This is a genomic window from Paenibacillus profundus, assembly GCF_021369635.1.
GTDB lineage: Bacteria > Bacillota > Bacilli > Paenibacillales > Paenibacillaceae > Paenibacillus_B > Paenibacillus_B profundus.
On the sequence record NZ_JAJNBZ010000001.1, the window covers coordinates 567982 to 594283 of the forward strand.

Sequence of the window (26302 nt, forward strand, 5' to 3'; positions counted from 1 at the left end):
ACCATTTATTTGTATGATTTGTTTCTGAAAAATAACGCCAGCGTACCTGGTCCCGAGTGAGCGCCGATGGCGCATCCGATGGAGCTGGTAATGAAATTGTTCAGGCCAAAGCGTTCTTGAATCATCTGCTTCAACGATTCCAACGCTTCCTCGTCGTCACCATGAGCGATGCCGATAAGCTGCTCTTTATCCTCCAAATTAGCACGCTCTCCCAACAGGTCGGCAAGGCGTATAATCGATTTTTTTCTGCCTCGCACTTTATCGATTGGGATTAGCTTGCCATCCTCCACATCCAATACCGGCTTAATGTTCAACAGTCCGCCGATTACTGCGGACGACTTGCTGACCCGCCCGCCGCGGTACAAATATTCCAGGTCGTCAACGGTGAACACGTGCTCCATCTGCTTCGCGAGCAGTTCGGTTCGAGACGTGATCTCTGCTCTGGACAGACCTTCGCGCACCCAGAGCGCCGCTTGATGCACGACGAGCCCGAAGCCTAGCGATGCGCATTTAGTGTCGATAATATCGCAGGCGAAGGAAGGATATTCTTCCTGCACCATTTCAAGCATCATGCGCGAGGAAGCATACGTCCCGGAAAGCTCGGAAGAAAAAGCGATGTATACCGCCTCATCTCCTGCCTTCGCGAGCGCCTCGAACGTTTCTTTGAACCGTTCCAGCGGCACTTGAGATGTCTTATATACGAGACCATTCCGCATGCCATCGAACATCTGTTTCGGCAGTATGGTGACGCCGTCCTCGAATTGATCGCTATCTATGGTCACAACGATCGGCATTACCGTAATGCCCAACTGTTCAACGATGGAATGAGGCATGTCGATTGCGCTGTCTGTAAGAATATGAATAGTCATCTGATCTACGCTCCTCATACGGATTGTTTCTTCTATCATAACATGAGATGCTGCAACTTCCATGAAGAATTGTACAGCTGATTGTATGCACTTTGACCTTGTCGTACGGACTGACGGAAGCCGTTCATCAGTGTATGAATATTACGAAGGCAGCGCTCATACAAGTAGAGAAAGGATGCAAGTCTGCATTCATATTACGATCTAGTGCAAAAGGGAGAGAGAAGTTCATGGCGAAGAACAAACGCGGCAAAGCATTGTGGAACATGCCGTCGCACGGACGAGGAACATGTCCGGTCTGCAGCAGCACCCGCATCAAGCTGCTCTACACGCGAACGAAGGGGAACGGCACGGCGCTGAAGGTGTGCAAAAAGTGTTTCAATGCAGCTCAGGAACGGATTGACGCATCATAAAGTCAAGGTGAGCGAAAACGAGTGAAGACGGCCATTGGCCGTCTTTTGCCATAGGTTAAGACGAAGTTCGAACCATCTCCCAAATGCCTTTCACGCTAGATTGAGACTGGAATTTATTTGGAAATATTGCAGAAAAATATCGGCATTATCAGACGATGTTAACAAAAGACGTCATTAAACCACCGGGAAATGTAATAACAGTCTAGTTAAAATTGTTAAACTAATTTATTACAATAGTACAAGGAAGTGTACACTTCACTAACTATAAACAATAAAGGAGAATGATAGCTTATGAAAAAGATGATTCTTACCATTTCCGCACTGTGCATGTTGGTTTCGGCCAGTCCGGTATTCGCCCACAACGCAAGTGCCGCTCCGCAAAATCAAGCAAGTGAATTTGGGACGCTGGCATCCTATGGTTACGGATTCGAACTAAGCAGAGATGAAAAGGATAAAAGCGGAACTTTCTATGCAGCTAGCAATAAGGTGAAATTATATGTTACGCAAAAAGGCGACAGAAGTAGCGCCACCGAAGTCAAATATACTTTAGTGCAAGTAAACGATGACGGTTGGGAAACGTATGGCTCTGTCGTTGTAGATGGCAACACTAGAGACGAGTATGTAAAAACATTTAATGTCGAAAAAAATAATAAGTATTATTTCCTGATCACCAACAAAGGTAAGTCGGTACGCGGCAATATTGAAGCAACACACTAATCGTTTTGAACTGCCTGGAAAAAATGGCATCATCATCTTTTCCAGAACCAGAAAAAGGTATAGCTTCTCAATTTATGAGGAGGCTGTACCTTTTTTTTGCATAATAAGGTATCAAAACGGGTGAGTCCGATGATTCAAAACCGACAAACGATGAAAAAAAGGCGGCTTCTCATTCAAAAAATGAATAAAAGTCGTCTTTTTTGTTGTGTAAATCAGATACTCCGAATAAATTGCTTCTTTAGTGGACTTAAGTGAGGATAGCCAAGCCATCTTTGTAGCGGATAAAAGCAAAAAAAATCTATAAAAGGAGAGTGAATATATATTTTAGAAAATCTAGAGATGAAAAAAATATCTTGCTTCATTAACAAGTTTTGGTTATATTATATATATTGTGTAATAAAAAGATAAATTTACCTCATTATGTTAGGCGTTAGGGAGGCTGAATTTTGAAATTGTTTGAGAGGGTACTAGAGCTAATAAAATGTAGGAGCGTAAAACGATGAGAAAAAAATCTTTCTTTCAATCTCTAATTCGCAAGACTGCAATGGTTGCTGCATTCCTTATCTTTTTCTTAACTGCTACGCACACATATGCATTAAATGCGCAAGCCGATTTGCAATTTAATCACAGTCAGATAGAATTAAAGGACGATAACTCATCACGAACGGATATTTCAGATTACCCTGATTCGCATGGAAATGATAGTATGTTTGTTGTTCCAGCGCTTCCATGGATAGGTTGGGGAATTGGACAATTAATAGGTTGGTTAACAGCAGGAGCGGCCGTCACAATTGTCACGATTGAATTGGCTGGAGAAACATATGCTTTTGTCAATGAAATGGCGGAAGCAATCAGCAAAAGTAAAAAAGAAGACAAACCTAGATTTTATGTAGCCAAATCTCGAAATGGAAACAAAGAACCTTTGCTTATCGGAAAACCATTAGGGGAAGGCGAAGCTGAATTATGGTTAAAAGCGAGTATTCATAACGAAGTATGGGCAGTAAGCGATAAGGATGCGAAAGGTCTTGCCATGAGAGTAGGGCAAGGGAAATTTGTAGGACCTGAAAATCATTGGCAAACTGGAACTAACGACACTCTATATTATGATCATTATCATAGTGGGGACGACTACAGCACATACCGAACAAGTTATATCTTTTACGGAACAAATTCTTTTTTAGGATAAAAAAGATAAAAGAAATGAGAAAATTTTGACTAAGCCCTCAATAAAATGTGGAAAATATAAAGTGTTCTAGAACCTTCTCACCTAATTTTAGAACAATACGATATGACTGAAGAGGAGTCAATACATGATTGATATTCATAAGTTATACGAAAAATATTTAACATTAAATATCCCGAATCCTTTCACTCTAAAAGACATTGAATGCTTGTACAAACAAAAATATTTTGCTAAGGAAGTTAGTATTGAATGTTTTGCTGGATTAAGAAGAGATCTGCATGCTAATTTTGACACGGTTGTGAAAGCCTATATATTCCGAGACGAACGAGGAATTAAGGAACTTCTTAAGCTTAATCCTGATGAATATTTAGAATGTTATAAACCCAATGGAATCAACTCTATTATTAACTCAGAGGATAATATCTATATGTCCGGGGGTACAATGCAAGGGATGTCATTCTTATTGGCTCTTGAAACAAGCATATTTTGCGGGATAGAAGAAGAAAACATGAAACTTGGAAATGAAGAGTTCGAAGATTATTTGAAGGCGTTATATTTAGCGGGATATATTCAATTTGAAGACGACTTACTGATTGAGAGAGCCTATCAGCGTTATCGAGACGGGTACACACTAAAATGGTATGGATTAACTGAAGGAGAATCAACATTTTAATGAAATAAATCATCATAATAAACTTTAAGTGACTGGGTTTCTCGTCGAGCGCAGTGATTTTCTTGCCTATTGGATACTGCACAAGGTCACTCCACGTTGTTGACAAGAGTGAGTTAGAGGTTTAATATTAATCGGCAAATAATTAAGTGCTTAATTATGTGTGAAGGGACTGATTTTCCATCATAAAATATGACCCGTTCAAAGAACCGATCATACCCGTAAAATTGTTTCTAACCTCATATAAGACAAATGTGTCGCTGGTTCGCCAGCTCGAAGAACAATTGGCCCCGCTTGGTCTTACGTTAGGACGGCTATGTCTGTTGTATGCTCTGCAGCAGCATGGGAGTCCGGCGCTGCCCTCCGAGTTGGGGGATGATTTGGCCGTCACGCGGGCCAATATTAGCGGATTGCTGAGAGGGTTGGAACGGGATGGAATGGTCCGCCGCGCGCTTGATAAAGCAGATCGAAGACGCGTGCTGGTTTATTTTACTCCGGCAGGGGAGGATATCTTAAATCAGGCATGGTCCATTTATGAGACAACGGTAAGCTCTATGCTGCAGCCTTTGACTACAGATGAACAGATGACATTGCTTCGTTTGCTGCACAAGCTGAATGCTTCCCAATCGGGAGTGAATCACGATTAAACCTTTGGTCGCAGTTGAGCCAAAGGATCAGACGGCAGAGCATAAAGCGTCTTCTTTTTCTTGAAAATCCATGCATCTCTACTTCGAAAAGGGGATACCATTATGTTTTCATTTCCTTTATACTGATATAACAATATTTACTATAATGGATATTTATCGGAGGTTATGGGAATGCGCTATGTCAAATATACGTTTTATGCGCTTGCGCTCATGGTCATATCTCTTCTCATCTATGTGTTGTATATTATCGAAGAAGAGCAGCCATACCCCGTGCCTCCCGTTGCGGAGCAGGTCAAGATCGATACGAAGCAACTGCAGCAAATCGATAGGCAGAAGCAGCAGGTCAAGGAAGATCTGGCATTCGTGATGAGCAAAATAAAAAATGTGCATCCCGCGACACTCGATGGCGTACCCGAATCCGTCCAACGAACTTATGATCACCTTATCGCGCAAGTGAACCAGACGAATCGGCTGCTGACGAATTACGATACGTATTTGTATGCGCTGCGCCTGCTGGCAGAGTTGAAGGACGGTCATTCGATTGCCGGATATCCGTTGGTCAATAATAAGAAAACGCTTCCGATTCGGGTGCAGTGGCTCGGCGACGAGTTGTACGTCGTGGACAGTGCCGATGACCGGATTCAAGTCAAGGACAGGCTGGTTCGCATCGGCGGCCAATCCATTTCTCAATTGTTGGAGGACGCGAAGAAGCTTGTTCCCGCTGAAAGTCTATATTATGTAAAAGCCGTAGTGGAGCGCCGCAATATGTTTGTGAATGAGCTGTATTTGTCCACCTTTGGCGTGGTGGAGCAAGGTGCCGTGGAGATTGACGCAGAACGTGATGGGCAGATCTATTCCGCTTCGCTTAAGCTGGATTATTATTCATTGCATATCGCGAAGACCACACTGGAGTGTTGGGGCTACCAGATCGAAGCGAAGGACAAGCTCGGCATTTTGACGATTAATGGATGTGCCGCGGACGAGAGTTATATGCAAATGCTGCAGTCTTTTTTTACCGAAGTGAAGCAAAAAGGGATCGAGCATGTCGTCATTGATTTACGCAATAATAGAGGAGGAAACTCCCGGGCTGGCGACATGCTGTTGGAGTACTTGCCGGTTGCCGAATATACCGGCTTTGGCGCAACGGTGCGCCATTCGGTAGAGGTGGCTGCTCCGGGAGAGAGCCGTCCGCCTTTCGGGGTCACCGCTTTTCCGAGTCAAGAGCTTCAAAATAAGCGAAAGCAAGGGCTGTTGTTTCAGGGCAAATTGCATGTGCTTACGTCCAAGCCCACAATGAGCTCTGCCATGTGGATCGCAACGATCATCCAAGACAATCAGCTCGGCACCCGTTATCGGGGAGCCGACAGGCGGCAAGCCGAGTCGCTATGGCGATGTGATTTTATTTACGATGCCGCATTCGAAGGTGAAATTCCAACTGTCCTACAAAATATTTGAGCGGCCAGACTCGGCACGCGATGTAGAGGACGCTTGCTATCCCGACTTGCTTGTACCCGACAATGTAGACGATCGGGTGGCCGGGACAGATACGCAGATGGAATTCGTAAAAACGTTGATTCGGAAACCGATTTGAAACGGACGGTTGATTTTTGCAGGCGACTAAGGATATAATGTGAAAAAATCAAATGTACAATGACGATGAACGGGAGAGTACTTAGCACAAAGCCGTGAAGCAGCGAGCCGGGATGGTGGAAGCCGGCACGGTGTGCGGAGGAAGCGGACCCGGGAGTTGATTTCTTGAACTTGTTCTGACGCCAGAATGGAAGTAGGGAAATCCGGCACAGCCGTTACAATCAGGAAGTGGATTTCGAATCGTTGCGTGTTGCATGCAGACAGTGATCGATTTGAATTCAATTAGAGTGGTACCACGGACAGGTTCAGCCTCCGTCTCTTGCAGACGGGGGCTTTTTGCATTTTCAAGCATATTGGAGGGTTATGAATGTTGAAAGTAATTGCGGCAAAGGTGTTAGCGCCGATGCTGAACATGTCGCAGGAAGACATCATCGAATCGTTGGAGGAGCCGCCCAAAGCGGACATGGGCGATCTCGCCTTCCCATGCTTCCCTTTAGCGAAGGCGTGGAAGCGTGCCCCGCAGCAAATTGCCGCGGACGTTGTCAAGCAGGTGAATGAGCAGGATGGTGGAGAAGGCATGCGCGCAGAGGCGGCGGGAGGCTATGTGAATATGTTTTTCGATCCGGCTGTGCTGTCGGGCGCATTGATCCATGACATGCTTCAACCCACGTATGGGCAGCCCGCTCTCGGAAATGGGAAGCGGATCGTTATTGATATGTCATCGCCGAATATCGCGAAGCCGTTCGGGATCGGTCATTTGCGTTCGACGATGATCGGCAATGCGCTGATGAACTTGTACCGCACTGCTGGTTACGAGGTAATGAACGTCAACCACCTGGGGGATTGGGGAACTCAGTTCGGCAAGCTGATAGCCGCTTATAAGCATTGGGGAAATGATGATTTACTCCAGCAAAAGCCGATTGAGGAAAGCTTGAGGCTATACGTGCAGTTCCATGAAGAAGCAGAGCGTCATCCGGAGCTGGAGGATGAAGCGAGAGAGTGGTTCCGCAAGCTGGAGGGCGGTGATGAAGAGACCGTGCGCCTGTGGACGTATTTCGTGGACGTCAGCATGAAGGAATTCGAGCGCGTCTATGAAAGACTTGGCGTTGGATTCGATTACGTATTGGGCGAAAGCTTCTACAACGATAAGATGGATGCAGTCGTGAAGCAGCTGCAGGAAAAAGGCCTGTTGGAGGAAAGCGATGGCGCGATGGTCGTGCGCTTGGATGAGAAAGGGATGCCGCCGTGTCTCATTCTGAAATCGAACGGCACGACCATTTATCCGACTCGTGATCTGGCTACGGCCATTTACCGCAAGGAAGTGATGAAGGCAGATAAGCTCCTGTATGTCGTCGGCGCGGAGCAGCGGCTGCATTTCCAGCAGGTGTTCACCGTGCTGGGCAAGATGGGGTATGAGTGGGCGCGTGACTGCGAGCATGTGGCGTTCGGCCTGATGACGGTGGACGGCAAGAAAATGTCGACTCGCAGAGGGAAGGTCGTCTTCCTGAATGAAGTGCTGGATGAAGCGAAGGGGAAAGCACTAGCAATTGTTGAGGAGAAAAATCCGACGTTACATGATAAGGAACAGATTGCGGAAGCGATTGGGGTAGGTTCAATCGTCTTCGGCGACTTGAAGAACAGCCGCACGTTATCCGTTGATTTCAGTCTCGACGAAGCATTGCGCTTTGAGGGAGAAACCGGGCCATACGTGCAATACACCTATGCCAGAACGGTGCGCCTATTGGAGAAAGGCTTGGAAACGATGGGGGAATCCGGCTTGGAGAAATACGCAGCAGATCAAGCGAAGGCTGCCGCAAATCCGTATTTGGCCGGGAAGGAAGCTTGGGCCAGTATGAAGTCGTTGAGTCAATACGAGCAGATCATCGCATCTGCTATCGCATCCAACGAGCCGTCTATCCTCGCCAGATATTTGCTCGATGTCGCCAAGCACTTCAACCGCTTCTATAATCATGAATCGATTCTCGTAGAGAACGAAGCGGAGAAGTCGGCCAAGTTGCTGCTCGTCGCGGCTGTATCGCGCATCTTACAGCACGGCCTGCACTTGCTCGGCATGAAGACGCCGAAGCGGGTATAGCGAGCAGCGCGAACGGGCGGTTGCGCAGCTATTGCCGGCAACCGCCCGAACAGCTTCTACATTTATACCCGGTTCGTATACGAAGCCGTCGTGTATTGCGGCTGCGCGTATGCGACATTGGCCGATGTTTGAATCGAATGCTCCAGCTCGCGGCACACTTGCGATACCTGCTGCATTTGCTGCATTGCCACTTGATGTCCTTGCAGCGCGGTCTGGATGATCTGCGATGCTTGGCGTTCGCGCTGAGCCAACTCTTCGAGGCGCGATACGTTTTGCTGCTCTTGCTGCAGCAGTTGCTGATACATTTGAGATGCCCGCTGTGTCTGCTGCATCAATTGCTGAATAACTTGTTCGCACTGATTGAGCTGCGAGGACATTTGTTGGTTGTACATGCTGAAACCACCTTTTCTTGTATGTTCATATTCCCTGCCTTATTGTGGTACAACAATCTTCTTTTTATGCGCAGGAAGAAAAGATGTTTCTAATCGGATTCATGCTTGGCCAGCTTGACGGAGAAGACCGTTCCCTTGCCGTGTTCACTCTGCACATCGATGCGGCCTTGATGCAGCTCGACGAGCTTGGAGACGATAGCGAGCCCAAGTCCTGTTCCGCCGTAATCGCGCGAACGGGATTTCTCCACTCGATACATCCGCTCGAATAGATAGGGGAGCTCTTCTTCCGGGATGCCGATGCCCGTATCTTGGACGCATACTTCATACTGCTGCTGCAACGGGACAATGCTTACCCGAATGGAGCCTGCTTGCGTGTAGCGGATGGCATTGTCGAGCAGGTTGATCCATATTTGCTCCAGCCTCATCCCGTCTCCCCACACGAATGCTTGCCGCAGTTCGGTATGGAATTCCAATTCAAGCCCTTTCTGTGCGGCAGCGCGTTCGACCTTGGCCACGGCGCTTTCAACGAGCGGGATAAGATCGATCGCTTCTGGAATCAGCTCTATGCGCCCTTCTTCCATCTTGGATAATTCGAACAGATCATTGATTAATCGATTCAGCCGCACTGCTTCCGACGAGATAATCTGCAAGTAAGCGTTCTTCTCTTCCTCCGATTCATACAGCTCCTCTGAAATGACCTTCGCATAGCCTTCCAAGTAGGTTATGGGCGTTTTCAGTTCATGTGAAATATTGGCGAAAAATTCATTGCGTGATTCGCGCAGCCGCTGCAGATCCCGGGCTAGGTCGTTAATGGCATGGGCGAGTGAGCCGATCTCGTCTTGGGACGTGACCGGGACTCTCGTTCCCAATTGTCCGACCGCAATCTGTCGAGTCGCCTGCACCATATGCAGCAGCGGCTTAGACATGCGGCGGGACAAGACGAGCGAGAAGCCCAGCGCAATCAGGACGCCGATGACACCTGAGATGGCGATCATGTGCCGTACCTGCCCGACAAAGCTGCGCACGCTGTCCAATGACGATGTAATGATGACGCCGCCCATAAATTGTCCGTCATTTATGAAGGCTCGTCCCGATACGATGCATGGCTCTTGATCCGGCGATTCGAATTCTTTATCGATAAGCTGTCCTGCTTTGAGCCGGTTCCATTCCTCAGGGGTCAGCAGCTCGCTTATGTTCTGGGAATGGCGATTCGAGCTGCCCGTGGCGTTGCCATCCCGATCGAAAATATGGATGCCGACCTTCGAAAATTCCGCCATCGTCGAGACCGCGTCCGAGGTCAAGCCGTGCTGCGCTTCGGCCATTTTGACGAAATGAGCGGACAGCTCCATGACTTCCTGATGGGCCTTTTGGTAATAAAATGAAGTGAAAATCCGATCGGTTACGATGCCGAGCGGGATGAGCACGATGAGGAACAACGACATCATGGAGGCGCCAATCTTGACGTCGACGCGATTCCATTTCATGATGACGTCCCTTTCTGGTTGAACTTATAGCCGACGCCCCATACGGTTTGAATCGGATCGTAGCTTAATTGTGCCTTTTGTACTTTATCCCGAATGTTTTTTACATGATTATCGACCGAACGGATATCGCCCTCATAATCATAGTCCCACAGCTGTTCGACGATCCGATCGCGGGAGTATACTCGCTGCGCATTGGAAGCCAACAGCAGCAGCAGCTCGAATTCCTTCGGTGTGAAATCGACGGCTTCCCCCTTGATGCGAATTTCCCGGCTGTCCGGATATATATCCATATCGGGAACATGAATGGCGGGCGTCGACGCAGTGTTAGCATGGCTCACCTGCGCTCTGCGCAGCAAAGCTCCGACTCTCGCAACCAGTTCCTCCCCATCAAACGGCTTGACCACATAGTCATCTGCCCCCATATTCAGCCCGTGCACTTTATCCTTCGTATCCGTCCGTGCCGTAAGCATCAGAATCGGGATGGGCCAGCGTTCGCGAATCCGTTCACAGACACTCCATCCGTCCATGCCCGGCATCATGATATCCAAAATGACGAGATCCGCCGCTTCTCTTTCCATGATCTCCAACGCCTGTATGCCATTATCGGTTTCAATGACGTCATAGCCATTCTTTTTCAAATAAATTCGAATTAAATTGCGCATATTTCGCTCGTCATCGACGACGAGAATCCGTGTGCCCTTCATAGCAACCTCCTTATCCGCTCCTCCTTATTGTAACGCAAAAGGTTGTATAAATTGTATAGGGAATGCTGCCTTATTGGCGCAGCAATGTGCTGTGATGAAGGAGAAGTACTTGTAATGCGCCAAAGTGTGTTGTTATTGCTTAACAGGTATGCCATCTACAACATTTGTACAAAATTGCTTCTTATAATCAATTGTGCAGAACAGATGAAAGGATGTGGGTCAATGAACAAACGCACATGGTTGAATATTTTTGTCGTCATAACCGCTCTTGCGGGAGTGATCGCCTTATCTGGATGTTTCGCTGGGAGCGATGAAGGAAGTAGAACAGATGGGAAGGCAAGACAAGCAAGCGGGCATGAAGGGATGAATCATGGGGCGGACGCCGCGGTATCTGGCTCGATCGAAGACACGAACGGACGGCTCACCGGCGCAATTGAGGTGTTGGATGGAAGCAATGCGACGCTTACCGCACAAGCAGGCGAATTGGAGATCGCGTCCGGGAAGAAGCTGCCGGTGTGGACGTTCAATAACAGCGTGCCGGGACCGCAAATTCGCGCACGGGTGGGAGAGACGATCAAGGTTACTTTGAAGAATGAGTTGGAGGAGCCCGTATCGATTCATTGGCATGGATACCCGGTGCCGAATGAAATGGATGGCATTCCTGGAGTGACGCAGGATGCGGTGCTGCCGGGGAAATCGTTCACCTATGAATTCAAGGCGACCATTCCGGGCACCTATTGGTATCACTCGCATCAGGACAGCGTGAATCAGGTCGATAAAGGCTTGTATGGATCGCTTGTGGTCGAGGACCCGAAGGATAAGGCTGATCGCGACTATACATTGGTGTTGGATGAGTGGATGAACATGGAGATGAGTCATTCCATGGATGCGACGGATAGTATGGATGGAGAAATGAAAGGAATGGAGCATAGGGAGAAGGAGCAGCAAGGGGATGGCCACGATACTCATGGTGCAGCAGCTTCATCGGATGCCTCATCCGTCCAACCGATGGCAGGACACGATATGAGCATGTACGATATGTACACGATCAATGGGAAAATGGGGGGCTCGATACAGCCTCTTAAGGTGAAAAAAGGTGAGAAGGTGCGTTTGCGCTTCGTGAATGCCGGATTCCTGTCCCACCAGATTCATATTCACGGACATGAATTCAAGGTGGTGGCATCGGACGGGCAGCCGATTAACAGTCCGGCCCTCATTCAAAATCAGCTGTTGTCTATTGCCCCAGGCGAGCGATATGATGTGGAATTCATAGCGGACAACCCGGGCAAGTGGCTGATAGAAGAGCATGGCTCGGAACAGCGAATGAAGCAAATGCGAACCTTTATCGAATATGAAGGAGAGACAGCCGCTGCATCCAAAGACGTGTCTGATTCCTCTGTCATGCACCCGACATTGGATTTGGCGAAATACGGTGAGATGGCGAATGCGAAGTTCAGTTTGAATGAAGCGTATGATCAAGATGTCAAGATGGACTTGAATACCGAGGTGCGCGCAGGCAAAACGGTGTATACGATTAATGGCAAAGTGTTCCCGGATACGGACAAGATCAAGGTCAACAAAGGGGAGCGGGTGAAGGTGACTTTCGTAAATCAGTCCAAGAGCGAAGATCATCCGATGCATTTGCACGGGCACTTCTTCCAAGTGCTGAGCAAGAATGGCAAGCCGATTGCAGGAGCACCCATTATGAAGGATACGCTAAACGTCAAGCCGGGAGAAACGATAGTCGTCGCCTTCGAAGCCGATAACCCGGGCGACTGGATGTTCCATTGCCATGATCTGCATCATGCGGCAGACGGAATGGTCACGGACGTGCATTATTTGGATTACAAAAAAAGCTATGTGCCTGATCCAACTGTGAGCAATATTCCGGAATAGTCAGGGTATGCCCCAATCATCGGAGCGGGGCATTGTCTTTTAGTTTCAAATCGTTATATTCATATGAAAACGCTTCTATAGATTTTGAAGATGCCATCCTCTATAATAGCTGGTGATTAGGGAATCCAAACATTGGCAGGAGGGGAAGACGCTATGGAACAGAAGCTGCGTTGGGGTGTGCTCGGCTGTGCTACTATTGCGATTCACTCGGTTATTCCTGGAATTCGGGCATCAAAGACGGGTGAAGTCGCCGCGATTGCGAGCAGGGATGTTCATAAAGCGCAAGAGAAAGCGGAGCAGTTGGAGATACCGAAGGCATACGGCAGCTATGAGGAGCTGCTGCATGATCCGGATATCGATGCGGTCTACATTCCGCTGCCGAATCATTTGCATTTGGAATGGACGATTCGCGCGGCGGAAGCAGGCAAGCACGTGCTCTGCGAGAAGCCGATTGCGTTAAATGCCGATCAGGCTCGGCGTATGGTCGAGGCGTGCGCCAAGGCTGGCGTGAAGCTGGCCGAAGCATATATGTACCGCCATCATCCCCGCTACGAGCGTATCCGTGAGATTGTCCAGTCCGGTGAAATCGGAACCGTTCGCGGTATACACGGCACGTTCTCCTTCAATAACGCGGGTGACAAAAACAATGTCCGTTATCGCCGCGACTGGGGCGGAGGCTCCATCTATGATGTCGGCTGTTATCCGATAAGCGCTGCCCGATATATTTTGGGCTCGGAACCGGAAGCGGCTACCGTCCATGCTTTTTTGTCGCCGGAGCATGACAATGTCGATATGATGGCTTCGGGATTGATTGAATTTCCGGATTCGGTTGCGCTTACATTTGATTGCGCCATGTGGGCGGCGTTCCGCAACACATTGGAAATATTGGGAACCGACGGCCGGATCGAGGTGCCCTCCGCATTTATCGGCGATCCGAACTTTATCGTACATACGCAAGAAGGACAGCGCGAGGAAGAAATGCCGAAGCTGAATGCGTATGCGCTGCAAGCGGATAATATGGCGCAAGCCATCTGGGGAGAGCAGCCGCTTTTGCTGAATCCGGATGATGCTATTTTGAATATGCAAGTCATTGACGCATGTCTTGCTTCCGCTTATGAGCGCAGACGTGTAGCTATAACCTAAAAATGCGTGGGGAAGGGTGAATCTGATGAAGATGCTGTCCATTGACGGTCTGCCAAAGCCGGTATCGCAGCTCATTATGGGCTCGGATTATTTTTCGCCTGAAGTATATGAATTAGTCAGTAACAACTTAGATTCCTTTACGGACATCGGCGGGAACACGATTGACACAGCATTCATTTATTGCGGGGGCAAGAGCGAGCAAGCGATCGGAATGTGGATGGAGGAGCGGGGCAATCGGGATCAGATCCGTGTCTGGACCAAGGGCGGCCATCCGAACCAGCACGGACCGCAGGTGAATCGTGTTGCTATTCGGGCGGAGTTGGAGATAAGTCTGGAGCGGCTGCGCACGGACTATATTGATTTGTATGCGTTGCATCGGGACGATCCGGACGTGGAGGTCGGAGCCATCCTTGAAATGTTGAACGAGCTGGTGGAAGAGGGTAAAATTCGTACTTTCGGCGGCTCCAATTGGACGTGGCAGCGTCTGGAGGAAGCTAATGCGTATGCTGAATCGCACGGGCTGCGCGGCTTCTCGTTCAGCAGTCCGAACCTGAGCTTGGCGAAGGCGCAGGAGCCCTATTGGACCGATTGCATCAGTGCAGATGATGAAACACTCTCCTGGCATAAGCGCTCAGGGCTTCCGATAATGTCCTGGTCATCGCAAGCTCGCGGTTTCTTCACAGGTCGCTTTACGCGTGACGATCGCTCGAACGAGGACCTCGTGCGCGTATTTTATAATGATGCGAACTGGGAACGCTACGATCGCGCTGCTCAACTGGCGGATAAAAAAGGGGTCACGACGATTCAGATAGCACTTGCATATGTGCTTAATCAGCCATTCCCTACTGCCGCGATTATCGGACCGCAAAACCGGTCGGAAATGGAATCGTGCAAAGATGCTGCTGCAATTTCGCTGACTCCGGAAGAAGTGGCTTGGCTCGATCTGAGAGCCTAGGCTGCAAGCGTATCAGGCAAATAAATATAAATAAGCGTATGGAGCAGATCTGAGAATAGGTCTGCTTTTTTCTTTTGGTAAAAAGTAAGATAGGGTCTATCTATGAAATTGCCTGAGTAGGGTTCAAGCATCATGTGGCGATCAATCGGTTTTATCCCAATAACTCAGATTGAGTAAGGCGAGGGTCGTCGAAGTGTTCTTTTGTTCACTCTCCCCACCATTCAGATTGTGGAAGGAACAGCTCAGGAATTGAAGGTATCGGTTTATTTGGTGAGATAGGATGGAATTCTGTTCTTTTTAGAGCGGATCTGATCCTAGCAGTGAAGAGCGATTCACTCTATCAACTGGTGGTTCGATAGATTTTTGTTTACTGAATTAAGGGGATAGTGGACAAAAGGACTTTGTGGAACACTCATAATGATAATGGTTGAATCTAAACCATTTTTATTGGAAAACGAATGTAACCTCTTGACAGTAAGTTCTTTGTGTGAAAAAATCCAATTAACTAATGTTAGTTAGGTTGGCTTAGAAGGGAGTTGTTTACTTTTGAACGGAGGAAGGAAATAAGTTATTGCAGGCATAATATCGCCTTATTGTAGCGCACAATGAGTGAAGGTTGATTTGTTCCATAAGTGTAGACAGAAAGGGCAGCGAAGAGGAGAGAAGGAATCATGAATATTCATTGGATTAAAGTGTTTATTGCCGCATTCTTTGAAGTGTTCTGGGTTATCGGTCTGAAGCACGCGTATGATGTGTGGACTTGGAGCGGTACAATTATTGCAATTGTCATAAGCTTCTATGTCATGATTATGGCTGGGAGGAATCTTCCCGTCGGAACGGTCTATGCGGTATTCGTAGGGTTGGGGACGGCAGGTACTGTCTTTGCGGATATCGTGTTCTTCGGCGAACCGTTTAACATGGCCAAGGTGCTCCTTATTCTGCTGCTTTTGTGCGGCGTTATCGGCTTGAAGCTGGTTACGAAGGAGAAAGCAGAGAAAGGAGCTGAATCCTGATGGCATGGGTTAGTTTACTGTTGGCCGGTGTGTTTGAGATGGCAGGTGTTGCCATGATTAATAAATTCCATAAGGAACACACATGGCAATCGGTTGTCTATATGATGGCAGGCTTTGGCGCTAGCTTTGTGTTCTTGGCGCTGGCGATGGAGACGCTGCCGATGGGAACCGCGTATGCGATATGGACGGGAATCGGCGCTTCTGGGGGGGCCATTCTCGGCATGATTCTGTACGGGGAATCGCGGGAATGGAAACGCATTTTGTTCATCGGCATGGTGCTCGGCGCAGCTGTGGGCTTGAAATTGGTATCATAATTGAAGACACTATTTTCTCAACGGATGTAGTTGCAAGCATCCCCTGCCGGCAAGCGATGCTCATGAAGAGTTCGACATTGCTGCCAGGGGATTTTTTGCTTGACAAACGCCTAAAAGCTATGTAAAAATTTCGTATATAACTAATGTTAGTTAGGCAGCAGGAGGGGGATTATGACCGCGAATCGGATTATAGAGATTGCTTTGGATCATTTTGCGGAGAATGGGTATGAGGGCGCCTCATTGGCTCACATCGCAGAGCAGGTTGGCATCAAAACACCGTCCATTTACGCTCATTTCAAGAGCAAGGATGATTTGTTCTTGAGAGTTATCGAGCAAGCGATTCATGATGAGCTGAAGCTGCTGCGGGAATTTTGCGAACGGAGCCGGGATAACACGGTCCAGCATCAGCTATTTGAGCTCATTGCGCAATACAAAGATAGGTATGATAACGACAATAGCGTGAAATTTTTGCTGCGGATGATGTTTTTCCCGCCCGTGTCCTTGCAGGCATTGGTGATGGAGCATATCAACGCTTATTTGGACAAAATGGAGCAAATGCTCGTGACGGTGTTCGAACGGGGGATGGAACGGGCAGAAGTGGCGCAGCTGGACGTGGGGACGGTCACGGCGTCATTCATGTGCCTGCTCGATGGCGTGCTCGTAGAGATGCTATTGGGCGGACCGGTCCGTTTCAAGAAACGTTTGGATGCATCCTGGAAAATATATTGGCTGAGCTTGACCCCATAAGACATTAGAGGCATGGGTACAGCAAGGGAGTGGGAAACAGATGAATGTTCAGTGGTTAAAAGTGTTTGCGGCTGCTATTCATCGGCATGGTGCTCAGCGCGGCTATCGGCCTGAAGCTAGTATCTTAAGCAATTATATGAATATGATGAAATCAAAGCGCTCCGCAACGCTAATCGTTCGGGGCGCTTTTCTCTGCTGCATGACGATACGTTGAAGGAAAATCGCAAGTTGTAAGCGAAATGGTAGGAAATAAACGACTCGTTGTCATCAATCGCAAAAGAGGTGCTCTATAAAATGGAGATCCATACTCATATCGATCAATTTCTAATCGAGCAAGGCTTTAACGGTTCGTTCTTATTTGCCTATGAAGGCAGTGTTCGCCTGTGCAAAGGCTATGGCTGGGCGGATATGGAGCAGAAGCGGCCGAACGATAAGCATACCATATTTAAAATCGCTTCGATTGGGAAACAGTTCACGGCAGCCGCCATCATGCTCCTGCAGCAGCGGGGCCAGCTTGACGTACAGGATGCGTTGGCGCATTACGTTCCAGAACTGCCGGGACTCGGTTATGTGACGCTTCATCAGCTTCTGACTCATGCGGCTGGATTGGACGAGGATGTTCATGTAAATTGGGATGTCGATGAAGATTTGGAACCTCTTCGTCTTGAGGCGATGGATAGGATAGCCCCAACCTATAAGGTAGGCAGCTTTCATTACAGCAATTTCGGTTACGCCTTGCTCGGACTCATCGTTGAAAGAGCATCAGGTCGAAAATATGAAACTTTTATTCACGAGGAGCTATTCCTGCCCCTTCATATGGAGCGGACGGGAGGACATCTCGCTTCCTACCTTGCGGAAAAAAATCGGGCAATCGGATATGCGGAGGGCAAAGCGGCATGGAAGCAGGATATCCCCAGCTACAACAGCGCCGGCAGCATTCTCTATTCCACGGTAAAGGATTTATATCGGTGGGAGAGAGCGTTTCATGCCACGCAGCTAATCGGAAGCGAAGGAGTACGCGCGATGTTCACGCCCCATGTCGCCATTGATAACGAGCGGGGATACGGATATGGCTGGATGATATATTCCGAGCGCCGGAATACGGCTTATCATAATGGAAGCTTGGCGGGATTCCGCTCTACGTTATACCGGAATACGGATAAAGATGCTGTGTTGATTGCGCTGAGCAATCTGGGCGATACTGGTCTGGAGCCGATCGAACGCTTGAAGCAGGACATCGCAAGCTGGTTGTGATAAGAAGGGGGCATTCATCGGTGAACGGTTGTTGGGTGAAATGAACGGGATGCCGTTCGATAGCGTTAGATATCAATTAAGCCGGTCGTAGGGCATGCCCTATGACTGGTTTTTCTTTTCATGCTCTACGGTCCGCAGTTGAGGTCGGAGTAGAGCAGATCGACTGCTTCATCCATGGAAGAGCGAGGATTTAATGGAGAAAACTTATAAAGGAGAGCAAAAACAATGTCGAAACTAACTATAAAATACCATATATGACAATTAGGATGTGGAAAAGCGTTCCTTCTTCAAGTAAAGTGTAATGAGATTTTAAAAATTTGAAGGAAGGAGCGGCTATGAGAAAATATAAAAAATGGGGAATCGTACTGCTGGCAGTGGTCATTCTTGCAATTGGAGGCTTTCTCTTTCGCAAGCAGCTTGCGGTTCTTGCATTCGACATGTTCCTGTCCGAGCGGGTAGAGAAGACGCTGGAACAAACGTACAAACCGATTATCGGAAAAATAGAAGTCATCCGCGAAGAGAACACTCCATTCTCCCTACTGCTGCTGGGTATTGATCAACGTGACAAAGAGGCAGGCCGTTCAGATTCAATCATCTACTCCATCGTGCGGCCCAAAGAGAATCGAATTCTGCTCTTGTCTATCCCGAGGGATGCCTATGCGGAGCTCGTCGGAAAAGACATACAGGATAAAATCGCACACGCATATGCGTTCGGAGAGGCGAAAATGAGCGTGGAGAGTGTAGAGAACTTGCTTCAGCAGCCGGTAAATCATTATGCAGCAATCAACTTCACAGGGTTCAAAGATGTGGTTGACGCGCTCGATGGTGTTAAATTGCCGATAACACAAGACATTGTCAATAAACATTGGAGCCATGATAAATTCAGAATCGAAGCGAACAAGCCGATTTACAACGGGCTGGAGGCATTGAATTATGTGCGATATCGCGAGGATTCGGATATGAATCGAACGATGCGGAACCGCATCTTTTTGCAGGCCGTCATGGAGCGTGCGGTTGAGCTCGACAAAATCGGCCGAATTCCTGAGCTCATGGAAATTGCGGGCGACAACTTCACGACCGATATGCTCCCCAAGGATATGATTGATCTGGCGAAATCGATTATTGCGAAAGACAGCCTCCCTGCATTCAGCAGCTATATGCTGGATGGCGAAGGCGCGATGATTAATGGAATATGGTACTACATGCTCGATGATGAAGACCTGCAATATGCACGGCAGTTGATCGAGAATTGGCTCGATCCGACGGTGGACTCCGAGAGATTAATGGAGCCGAAGGAAAAAGCATAATCAATATTCATGCTGTACTTATTAACATACATACAGACTATACTGCACGGCAAATGTGTGGGCTGCACCGCTTTCTTAGGAAGGCGGTGTTTTTTTATGTGTGGAGTATGCTGCTGTTTTTACGCCGCCATTCCCGATTTGACGGATCATCAATGATGTTATAATATACCCCTATGGGTATATAAATGGAGAGGATGATCTTAATGTCGAACCAGAAGAAAATTGTTATCGTTGGCGGTGTCGCCGGAGGTGCAACCGCTGCAGCGAGATTGCGGCGCTTGGATGAAACGTCCCATATTGTGCTGTTCGAGCGGGGTGAACATATTTCATTCGCGAACTGCGGACTGCCTTACCATATAGGCAATGTCATTCCGAAGCGTGAATCGCTGCTCGTGCAGACGGCGGAAGGGATGTCGAAGAAGTTCAATCTCGATATCCGGCCATTGAACGAGGTAACAGGTATCGATCGCGAGCGCAAGGTTGTCACTGTACGCAATGTGAAGACAGGGGAGAACTACGAGGAATCGTATGACGAGTTAATTCTATCACCGGGAGCAAAGCCGATTGTGCCGCCAGTTGAAGGCTTGAGCGAGGCGAAGTATGTATTTACGCTGCGCAATATTCCGGATACCGATCGAATCAAACAATTCGTGGATGAAGCAGGACCGAAGCAAGCCCTTATCGTAGGCGGCGGCTTTATCGGCTTGGAGATGGCTGAGAATTTGCACCTGCGCGGTATTCAAGTCACCATCGTTGAGATGGCGGACCAGGTGATGGCGCCGCTGGATCCGGAAATGGCGGCGATCGTGCACCAGCATTTGCGGGACAAAGGAGTTCGGCTCATTTTGAACGACGGACTGTCGTCTTTTATGGAGGAAGGCCGCAAGATTAAGCTGGGGAGCGGCAGAACATTGGAGACAGACATGACGATTCTGTCGATTGGCGTGCGTCCCGAAAATGAGTTGGCGAAAGCTGCGGGATTGGCGCTTGGCAGCCGCGGCGGCATTATGGTCAATGAGCAGCTGCGTACGGAAGATCCGCATATTTGGGCCATTGGCGATGCGATCGAAGTGAAGGATTATATTCAACAGACGCCGGCAATGATTCCACTGGCGTGGCCGGCCAATCGGCAGGGGAGACTGGTAGCGGATCATATCTACGGGAAGGGGCGGCCTTATCGGGGGACATTGGGCACGTCCGTCGCGAAAGTGTTCGACTTGACCGTAGCGGTGACGGGCAATAATGAGAAGACATTGAAGCGGCTTGAGGCTGCATACGAAGCGGTACACATCCATCCGGCTTCTCACGCCAGCTACTATCCAGGCGGATTTCCGGTATCGCTAAAGATGACGTTCAACAAGGAGACGGGGGAAATCTACGGTGTGCAGGGCGTCGGCATGAACGGTGTGGAGAAGCGGATTGACGTGATCGCGACCGCTATTAAAGGCAAGCTGACGGTGCATGATCTGCCGGATCTGGAGCTTGCTTATGCGCCGCCATATTCTTCGGCGAAAGATCCGGTGAATATGCTCGGCTATGTCGCTTCCAATGTGGCGGACGGCGTGCTGGACGTCGTTCATTACGACCACATCGACGAGCTCATTCGAAATGGCGCGACATTGGTCGATGTGCGCGAGCCGGTCGAACGCGAGTCCGGATTCATTGCGGGCTCGATCAACATTCCGCTCGGGGAGCTGCGCTCTCGTCTGCACGATCTGCCGGGCAGCGAGCCGATCTATGTCAGCTGCCAAGTCGGGCTGCGCGGTTACTTGGCTGCGCGAATTTTGGAGCAGAATGGCTTCAAGGCGATCAATTTGAGCGGCGGATATAAGACGTACTCGATGTACTTCGGGAAGCAATCGCCGGAAGAGGCACAGGGACAGCACGGGCCCGGCTCATCCACGTCGCAGGCTGCTTCCGATACAGAGCCTCCGCAGCTTGAATTCAGCGGCGAGCTGCAATCCCGTTATCAATTAGATGTGTGCGGGCTGCAGTGCCCGGGCCCGATTAGCCAAGTATATCAAGTGATGCAGAAGGCGGAGGAAGGAGACGTAATCGAGGTGTCCGTTACCGATCCGGCGTTTCCACAGGATATTGCGGCTTGGTGCGGCAAGACAGGGAACATGCTGCTGAAGCAAGTGATGGAGAAAGACAACATCCGCGTCTGGCTGCAGAAGGGCCGGTCCGCCGAGAGTCAGGCTGCGGCCTCTAGCAGCGAACCGGAGGGGGAGAAAGGCGCGACGCTCGTCGTATTCAATCAAGATTTGGACAAAGCGATTGCTTCCTTCATTATTGCAACCGGAGCTGCATCGATGGGGAAGAAGGTAACGATGTTTTTCACCTTCTGGGGGCTGAATATATTGCGCAAGGCGAATGCGCCACGATTGGATAAAGACTTTATGGATCGGATGTTCGGGAAAATGATGCCGCAAGGACCGGACGCGCTGCCGATCTCTAATATGAATATGGCAGGAATGGGCGCACAAATGATTAAGCGTGTTATGAAAAAGAAGAACGTGGATAGTCTTGAGACGCTAATGCGCAATGCGATGGATCTCGGCGTGGAGCTGGTGGCATGCTCCATGTCGATGGATGTGATGGGCATCCAGGCGGAAGAGATGATCGACGGTGTCACGATCGGCGGAGTCGCCACATATTTGGGCAAGGCAGAAGACGCCAACCTGAACCTGTTCGTATAGCGGTCTATTTAATCTAACGGTACAGTTGGTATAGAGGCAGAGGGACAGCCGCGGATGATGTTCACTGGCTGCGAAGCTCGCATCGGAGGATGCGGGCTTTTTCCATTAATCCCATTTTCTCTAAACAATTAATAAGAACTTTTTCATCTATTCTATTCACAAAGTAATATTTCTCTTGGTAAATTGCTCGGATTATTTCACTGATTTCTTTTCATACAGTCTTCTTTTTCTGCTTCTGTATGTGCTATTTCTTGTGTTTCTATTTCCAAGATTATTGCACTTAACGAAGCATATCCAGCTGCAGCAGCGTCTTTATGTAATAATTCTTCTAATTTCGATAATGTTTTCGCCCCAAGCCCTCTACTTCGTACAAAAGGATTAGTAACTATGTAAACTATAAATCCTGAATTTACTTCAGCGAAGTAGTGTCCTGTTGCAAACGAAACAAGCTGTTCTCCTTCAAAGCCTAACATTATCTATTCCTTGTCCAATTAACCTGTTATTTAGTTGATAGAGCAGGCGGGTGAAATGATGTACAGCGTCAGCGCTGCTCGGCGGACCGCTGGCGCTCGTGCGCGACGGCGACGTCATCGAGCTAGATATCGCTGCGCGCCGGCTGCATCTAGACGTGCCGGAGGAAGAGCTGGCCCGACGGGTGACGCTGTGCAGCATTGCATGTTATAGTCGAATAATAGTTGGCAAAAAAGGAGAGATGGGGATGCAAGCGGAACTGGTCGTTGACCGCCAAGCGATATTAGGAGAAGGGCCCGTATGGGACGAGCGGCTGCAGCGGCTGTATTGGGTCGATATTACTGGTCAATTCGTGTTTCACTGGAGCCCGCGCGAGGAAGAGGTGCAGGCGATTCAAATGGAGCAGATGGTCGGCGCCGTTGCCTTGACGGAGGTGGATGATATGCTGCTGCTTGCGCTGCGGAACGGGTTGTACGTCTACCATATGGAGACGGGACAAACGGAGCTGTGCGCTCGTCCTGAGGAGACGCAAGATGAATCCATCCGCTTCAACGACGGAAAATGCGATCCGGCAGGTCGTTTTCTGGCTGGCACGATGAGTAAGATTGGGAAGCCGCAGGCGGGCAAGCTGTACCAGCTCGAGCGGAATGGACAACTGAGCACGCTGCTTGACGGGGTGTCGACATCGAACGGCCTTGCTTGGAGTCAAGATCACCGCACTTTTTATTATATCGATACGCCGACGCTGCAGGTGAGGGCATGGGATTATGAGGTGGAGTCAGGCAACATTAGCAATCCGCGAGCGGTCATCACCTTTGCGCCAGAGCAAGGGTACCCGGACGGCATGACCATCGATACCGAAGGCATGCTCTGGATCGCGCATTGGGGCGGTGGCGGCGTGTCGCGTTGGGATCCGCATACGGGACGCCAGATAGGTTTCGTAGCGGTGCCAGCGTCGCACGTAACCTCGTGCGCTTTTGGCGGGCTGGATCTGAACGAACTGTATATAACGACAGCACGGGAAGGCTTAAGCGAAGCGCAGCTGCAAGCCGAGCCTCATGCAGGCAGCTTGTTCCGCATCGTAACGGATGTTCAGGGGATGCCGACATTTCGCTATGGATAATACATCGGCATGAACAGGGGCAGTGAGTGCTGCTTCGTATCGTGACGAATGTTGCAGAGGATGCCTGCAATCCTCTCCTGATGCGCCGCTAGGGCATGGGAGATGGAATGCTGTTCTTTGATGGTGGGTTGGCAGATATGGATGCAGAGATGGCTTGTCTTGATGGCGGGCTGTCTTTTTTTGATCGGGGATAATGATACAGGGATATGGCCTTCAAGGGAGGGCGTTAGTGGGAGAAGAGATTAGTTGTGCAGTGAACTGTTTTCTAGGGGGAATGATTTACGTACGGGTCTGGCGAATGTATCCGTCACTTGGTGCTTTTGGCCACTCTCCCAAATGCTCAGAGAAGGGAATGTATGTGAGTTAATCGGCATGATTGAGGAATATATTGTGTATCCATGTTGGTATGTCTTATAATGTAAACTCATGACTCATAGGAGGTGTTTTATTGTACCCGAAGTTGTCAGATCCAAAGACCCACAAGGATTGGTTATCGCCCCACTCTTTTGCGTGGTACGCTCAGATCGGCAAATTGACAGGGAAGTATTCTTATTCATGGAATTCCATGATTACGGAGCCTAATGGTGAGGCTCTATTTACAAATGAAGTGTCGCAAATGGTTCGGAATAAAATTGTGCTGGACGTTGGATGCGGTCATGGAGACTTCACTATTCAATGGAGTCCGATAGTTAACAGAATCATAGGTTTGGATGTTACAAGCGACTTCATCATAGCGGGTAGCAATCGCACCCTTTCAAATGTGTCATTTGTTACAGGCAATACAAGAGACAGACTACCGTTTGATGCTGGGGAATTTGATTGCGTTTACAATCGCAGAGGCCCAACTTCAGCTTATGTAGATATAAGCAGGGTTGTGAAGAAGGGCGGACAAATACTTGGTCTCCACCCAGGCGATCGATTATCGGCTGAGCTGCCGCAACTATTCCCCAATCTTTTCGAACCGCATTCTGAAGGAACTCCCATTTTAGATAAAATCAAAAATAAGCTTGAAGCAGGTGCGCTGGAGCACGCTGAGGTTGAAACCGTGACAAGTATTCAATATTTACATGAGCCTATGGATGTTGTTAAAGTTCGTTGCTTTGGTCAAACGCCTTCCGTATTTGAGATGGTAATCAATGAATGCATGTCTGAAATAGAAAGGATATTTCATGAACATGCCACCGAAAGAGGCTTGCCGACAACATTTGAACATTACATTGTTCGCGCTGCGGTTTAAGTTGCCTCAATCTCAATGAGAGTACTGATATTTGTAAATGAGCGTTTTACAATAAAAGAGGTTGTAATATCCTGTAAACCATTTATAATGGAAACAAATAAAAGAAATGGCGGGATTAGTACTTTGATGATGAGCACGTTTCTGACAATGGTTATCGGTTAATCTTTTAACTGAATAGCACATGAACTGGACTGCGAACCTTACTCTGTATTACGGTGAGGTAATTTTGTAATGTCACGGTTCATCCTTACTTGTCATGAACCATATTATCATCATTGCTATTGTTTACATTGCTGCGATAGACATGCGTCTATTTGTGGTGATCGTTTACGAAAGGCCGTGGGTGAACTATGTTCATTCCACGGCTTTTTTCTATTCTCATCAAGGTGTGCGCTTCTCTTTTATTTCATTAATATGACTAACTAATAGGGGTTGAAGCGAAATGAGCCAAGCCAAGCCAAGTTTAACAATTACGGATGTCCACGCGGTACTAGAGCGTCACTGGAGACAATCTGCTGAGAATGTCAGTGCAATCGAAGGCGGAAATTTCAGCAGTGTCTTTTCATTTAAGATCGAACATCGCGATTATGTCATCCGCTTCAGCGATGCAGTGGATGCGTTTCAAACGGAGCATTATGTTGCCGATATACTCTCTTCTCAGGATGTGCTTTATCCGAAGACATTCGGACGAGGAGAAGAGGGGCCATTTAAGTATTGCATCTCAGAGCGGATTAAGGGCAGTGTCGTGGCTGACCTGCAGGCAAAGCAGAAGATTGAACTGCTCCCCGATCTGGTCCGCGTCATTACCGATATGAACCAGATTCAACTGGATAGCACGACGACCGGCTTTGGTCCTCTGATACCCTCGGGCAATGGAGCGTATGATGCTTGGGAGAGCTTTTTAACGGCATTTTATGAGGAAAATCAAACGGGGACCTTCTGGGAAAATTGGCATGAGCTGTTCCGGACAAGCTGCTTGGAAAGGGATGTCTTTAACGAAATTTATGCCCGTCTACTAACTTTTAGATAATATAACTCTCCTCATCGCTATTTTGTACATGGTGATTGCCATGAATGGAACATTCTATCCGATGGCCGAAGCATAACCGGGATCATTGACGGCAACTGCATGTACGGTGATTTTCTTATTGATATCGCCACGGTTGAGGGTGCAATTCCGGATAGGGATGTCGCGCAAGCTTTCCGCATTCACTATGAAAAGAAGGAATCACCGATTTCTTATTTTAACGAACGGTTGATTGGTGCGCGTTACTTCAAAGGACTGGACGGATTACGCTTCTTTGCGAAAATGGGCTGGGATCATGCTTACGTAGAGCTGCGCGACCGCTTATTATCGATGACACACTAAATGACTGCTAAAA

The 26302-nt window shown here is 48.5% G+C and carries 25 protein-coding genes, 1 pseudogene and 1 other annotated feature; of the genes and pseudogenes, 21 read left to right on the plus strand and 5 right to left on the minus strand.

Going from position 1 to position 26302, the window contains the following annotated elements; translation table 11 throughout:
• Positions 1 to 5: 5 nt before the first annotated feature.
• The gene (locus tag LQV63_RS02485; protein ID WP_233695506.1) at positions 6 to 869 is read right to left on the minus strand and encodes a DegV family protein; all 864 of its coding nucleotides are present in this window, start codon (positions 867 to 869) and stop codon (positions 6 to 8) included.
• A 227-nt stretch (positions 870 to 1096) separates the two neighbouring features.
• Between LQV63_RS02485 and LQV63_RS02490 the strand changes: the two genes are divergently transcribed.
• The 7 genes from LQV63_RS02490 to argS all read left to right on the plus strand — a co-directional run bounded on the left by LQV63_RS02490 (position 1097) and on the right by argS (position 8181).
• A complete protein-coding gene (locus LQV63_RS02490; RefSeq protein WP_233695507.1) occupies positions 1097 to 1279 on the plus strand; it encodes an RING finger protein in 183 nt (60 codons plus the stop codon).
• Positions 1280 to 1570: 291 nt separating this feature from the next.
• Positions 1571 to 1996: a hypothetical protein gene (locus LQV63_RS02495; protein ID WP_233695508.1), complete on the plus strand. Its 426-nt coding sequence runs from the start codon at positions 1571 to 1573 to the stop codon at positions 1994 to 1996.
• Between the two features lie 499 nt (positions 1997 to 2495).
• On the plus strand, positions 2496 to 3182 hold the full coding sequence (locus LQV63_RS02500; protein ID WP_233695509.1) for a hypothetical protein: 687 nt from the start codon (positions 2496 to 2498) through the stop codon (positions 3180 to 3182).
• 124 nt (positions 3183 to 3306) lie between these two features.
• Positions 3307 to 3852, plus strand: coding sequence for a pyruvate kinase (locus LQV63_RS02505; RefSeq protein ID WP_233695510.1), 546 nt, complete (start codon positions 3307 to 3309; stop codon positions 3850 to 3852).
• A gap of 251 nt (positions 3853 to 4103) precedes the next feature.
• Positions 4104 to 4496, plus strand: coding sequence for a MarR family winged helix-turn-helix transcriptional regulator (locus LQV63_RS02510; RefSeq protein ID WP_233695511.1), 393 nt, complete (start codon positions 4104 to 4106; stop codon positions 4494 to 4496).
• A gap of 171 nt (positions 4497 to 4667) precedes the next feature.
• Entirely contained in the window at positions 4668 to 5951 is a 1284-nt protein-coding gene (locus LQV63_RS02515; protein WP_233695512.1) for a S41 family peptidase, read from the plus strand.
• Between the two features lie 192 nt (positions 5952 to 6143).
• Positions 6144 to 6409, plus strand: a binding site (T-box leader).
• 44 nt (positions 6410 to 6453) lie between these two features.
• Positions 6454 to 8181 (plus strand): arginine--tRNA ligase, encoded by a 1728-nt coding sequence (argS, locus tag LQV63_RS02520; protein WP_233695513.1) that lies wholly within the window; start codon positions 6454 to 6456, stop codon positions 8179 to 8181.
• A 62-nt stretch (positions 8182 to 8243) separates the two neighbouring features.
• On the opposite strand, the gene LQV63_RS02525 is transcribed toward argS, so the two are convergent.
• The 3 genes from LQV63_RS02525 to LQV63_RS02535 all read right to left on the minus strand — a co-directional run bounded on the left by LQV63_RS02525 (position 8244) and on the right by LQV63_RS02535 (position 10761).
• Positions 8244 to 8573: a hypothetical protein gene (locus LQV63_RS02525; RefSeq protein WP_019425129.1), complete on the minus strand. Its 330-nt coding sequence runs from the start codon at positions 8571 to 8573 to the stop codon at positions 8244 to 8246.
• A gap of 89 nt (positions 8574 to 8662) precedes the next feature.
• Entirely contained in the window at positions 8663 to 10057 is a 1395-nt protein-coding gene (locus tag LQV63_RS02530) for a sensor histidine kinase (protein WP_233695514.1), read from the minus strand.
• Entirely contained in the window at positions 10054 to 10761 is a 708-nt protein-coding gene (locus LQV63_RS02535; protein WP_019425131.1) for a response regulator transcription factor, read from the minus strand. The genes LQV63_RS02530 and LQV63_RS02535 overlap by 4 nt, the downstream gene beginning before the upstream one ends.
• Before the next feature lie 222 nt (positions 10762 to 10983).
• Between LQV63_RS02535 and LQV63_RS02540 the strand changes: the two genes are divergently transcribed.
• From LQV63_RS02540 to LQV63_RS02585, 10 genes are all read left to right on the plus strand, one after another.
• Complete coding sequence (locus tag LQV63_RS02540) at positions 10984 to 12657, plus strand: multicopper oxidase family protein (protein WP_233695515.1); 1674 nt, start codon at positions 10984 to 10986, stop codon at positions 12655 to 12657.
• 153 nt (positions 12658 to 12810) lie between these two features.
• Positions 12811 to 13800: a Gfo/Idh/MocA family protein gene (locus LQV63_RS02545; RefSeq protein ID WP_019420382.1), complete on the plus strand. Its 990-nt coding sequence runs from the start codon at positions 12811 to 12813 to the stop codon at positions 13798 to 13800.
• Between the two features lie 25 nt (positions 13801 to 13825).
• Positions 13826 to 14755 carry an aldo/keto reductase gene (locus LQV63_RS02550; protein ID WP_233695516.1) on the plus strand — a complete coding sequence of 310 codons (930 nt, stop codon included), beginning with the start codon at positions 13826 to 13828 and terminating at the stop codon, positions 14753 to 14755.
• Between the two features lie 671 nt (positions 14756 to 15426).
• Positions 15427 to 15768: a DMT family transporter gene (locus LQV63_RS02555; RefSeq protein ID WP_019420380.1), complete on the plus strand. Its 342-nt coding sequence runs from the start codon at positions 15427 to 15429 to the stop codon at positions 15766 to 15768.
• Entirely contained in the window at positions 15768 to 16082 is a 315-nt protein-coding gene (locus tag LQV63_RS02560; protein WP_019420379.1) for a DMT family transporter, read from the plus strand. Before LQV63_RS02555 ends, LQV63_RS02560 begins: the two co-directional genes overlap by 1 nt.
• Before the next feature lie 171 nt (positions 16083 to 16253).
• On the plus strand, positions 16254 to 16829 hold the full coding sequence (locus LQV63_RS02565) for a TetR/AcrR family transcriptional regulator (protein WP_233695517.1): 576 nt from the start codon (positions 16254 to 16256) through the stop codon (positions 16827 to 16829).
• A 40-nt stretch (positions 16830 to 16869) separates the two neighbouring features.
• The gene (locus LQV63_RS02570) at positions 16870 to 17043 is read left to right on the plus strand and encodes a hypothetical protein (protein WP_019420377.1); all 174 of its coding nucleotides are present in this window, start codon (positions 16870 to 16872) and stop codon (positions 17041 to 17043) included.
• A gap of 80 nt (positions 17044 to 17123) precedes the next feature.
• Positions 17124 to 18083, plus strand: coding sequence for a serine hydrolase domain-containing protein (locus LQV63_RS02575; RefSeq protein ID WP_233695518.1), 960 nt, complete (start codon positions 17124 to 17126; stop codon positions 18081 to 18083).
• A 335-nt stretch (positions 18084 to 18418) separates the two neighbouring features.
• Entirely contained in the window at positions 18419 to 19390 is a 972-nt protein-coding gene (locus LQV63_RS02580) for an LCP family protein (RefSeq protein ID WP_233695519.1), read from the plus strand.
• Between the two features lie 203 nt (positions 19391 to 19593).
• Positions 19594 to 22089, plus strand: a complete 2496-nt coding sequence (locus LQV63_RS02585; protein ID WP_233695520.1) for a CoA-disulfide reductase — start codon at positions 19594 to 19596, stop codon at positions 22087 to 22089.
• A gap of 197 nt (positions 22090 to 22286) precedes the next feature.
• On the opposite strand, the gene LQV63_RS02590 is transcribed toward LQV63_RS02585, so the two are convergent.
• Positions 22287 to 22562, minus strand: coding sequence for a GNAT family N-acetyltransferase (locus LQV63_RS02590; RefSeq protein WP_233695521.1), 276 nt, complete (start codon positions 22560 to 22562; stop codon positions 22287 to 22289).
• Between the two features lie 74 nt (positions 22563 to 22636).
• On the opposite strand from LQV63_RS02590, the gene LQV63_RS02595 reads away from it, so the two are divergent.
• The 4 genes and pseudogenes from LQV63_RS02595 to LQV63_RS02610 form a co-directional block, all read left to right on the plus strand.
• The gene (locus LQV63_RS02595) at positions 22637 to 23683 is read left to right on the plus strand and encodes an SMP-30/gluconolactonase/LRE family protein (protein ID WP_267933866.1); all 1047 of its coding nucleotides are present in this window, start codon (positions 22637 to 22639) and stop codon (positions 23681 to 23683) included.
• Between the two features lie 448 nt (positions 23684 to 24131).
• On the plus strand, positions 24132 to 24920 hold the full coding sequence (locus tag LQV63_RS02600; protein WP_233695523.1) for a class I SAM-dependent methyltransferase: 789 nt from the start codon (positions 24132 to 24134) through the stop codon (positions 24918 to 24920).
• Positions 24921 to 25362: 442 nt separating this feature from the next.
• Positions 25363 to 25950 (plus strand): phosphotransferase, encoded by a 588-nt coding sequence (locus tag LQV63_RS02605; protein ID WP_233695524.1) that lies wholly within the window; start codon positions 25363 to 25365, stop codon positions 25948 to 25950.
• Between the two features lie 24 nt (positions 25951 to 25974).
• Positions 25975 to 26289 (plus strand): annotated as a pseudogene (locus tag LQV63_RS02610) (phosphotransferase); the annotation flags it as partial.
• Positions 26290 to 26302 lie beyond the last annotated feature (13 nt).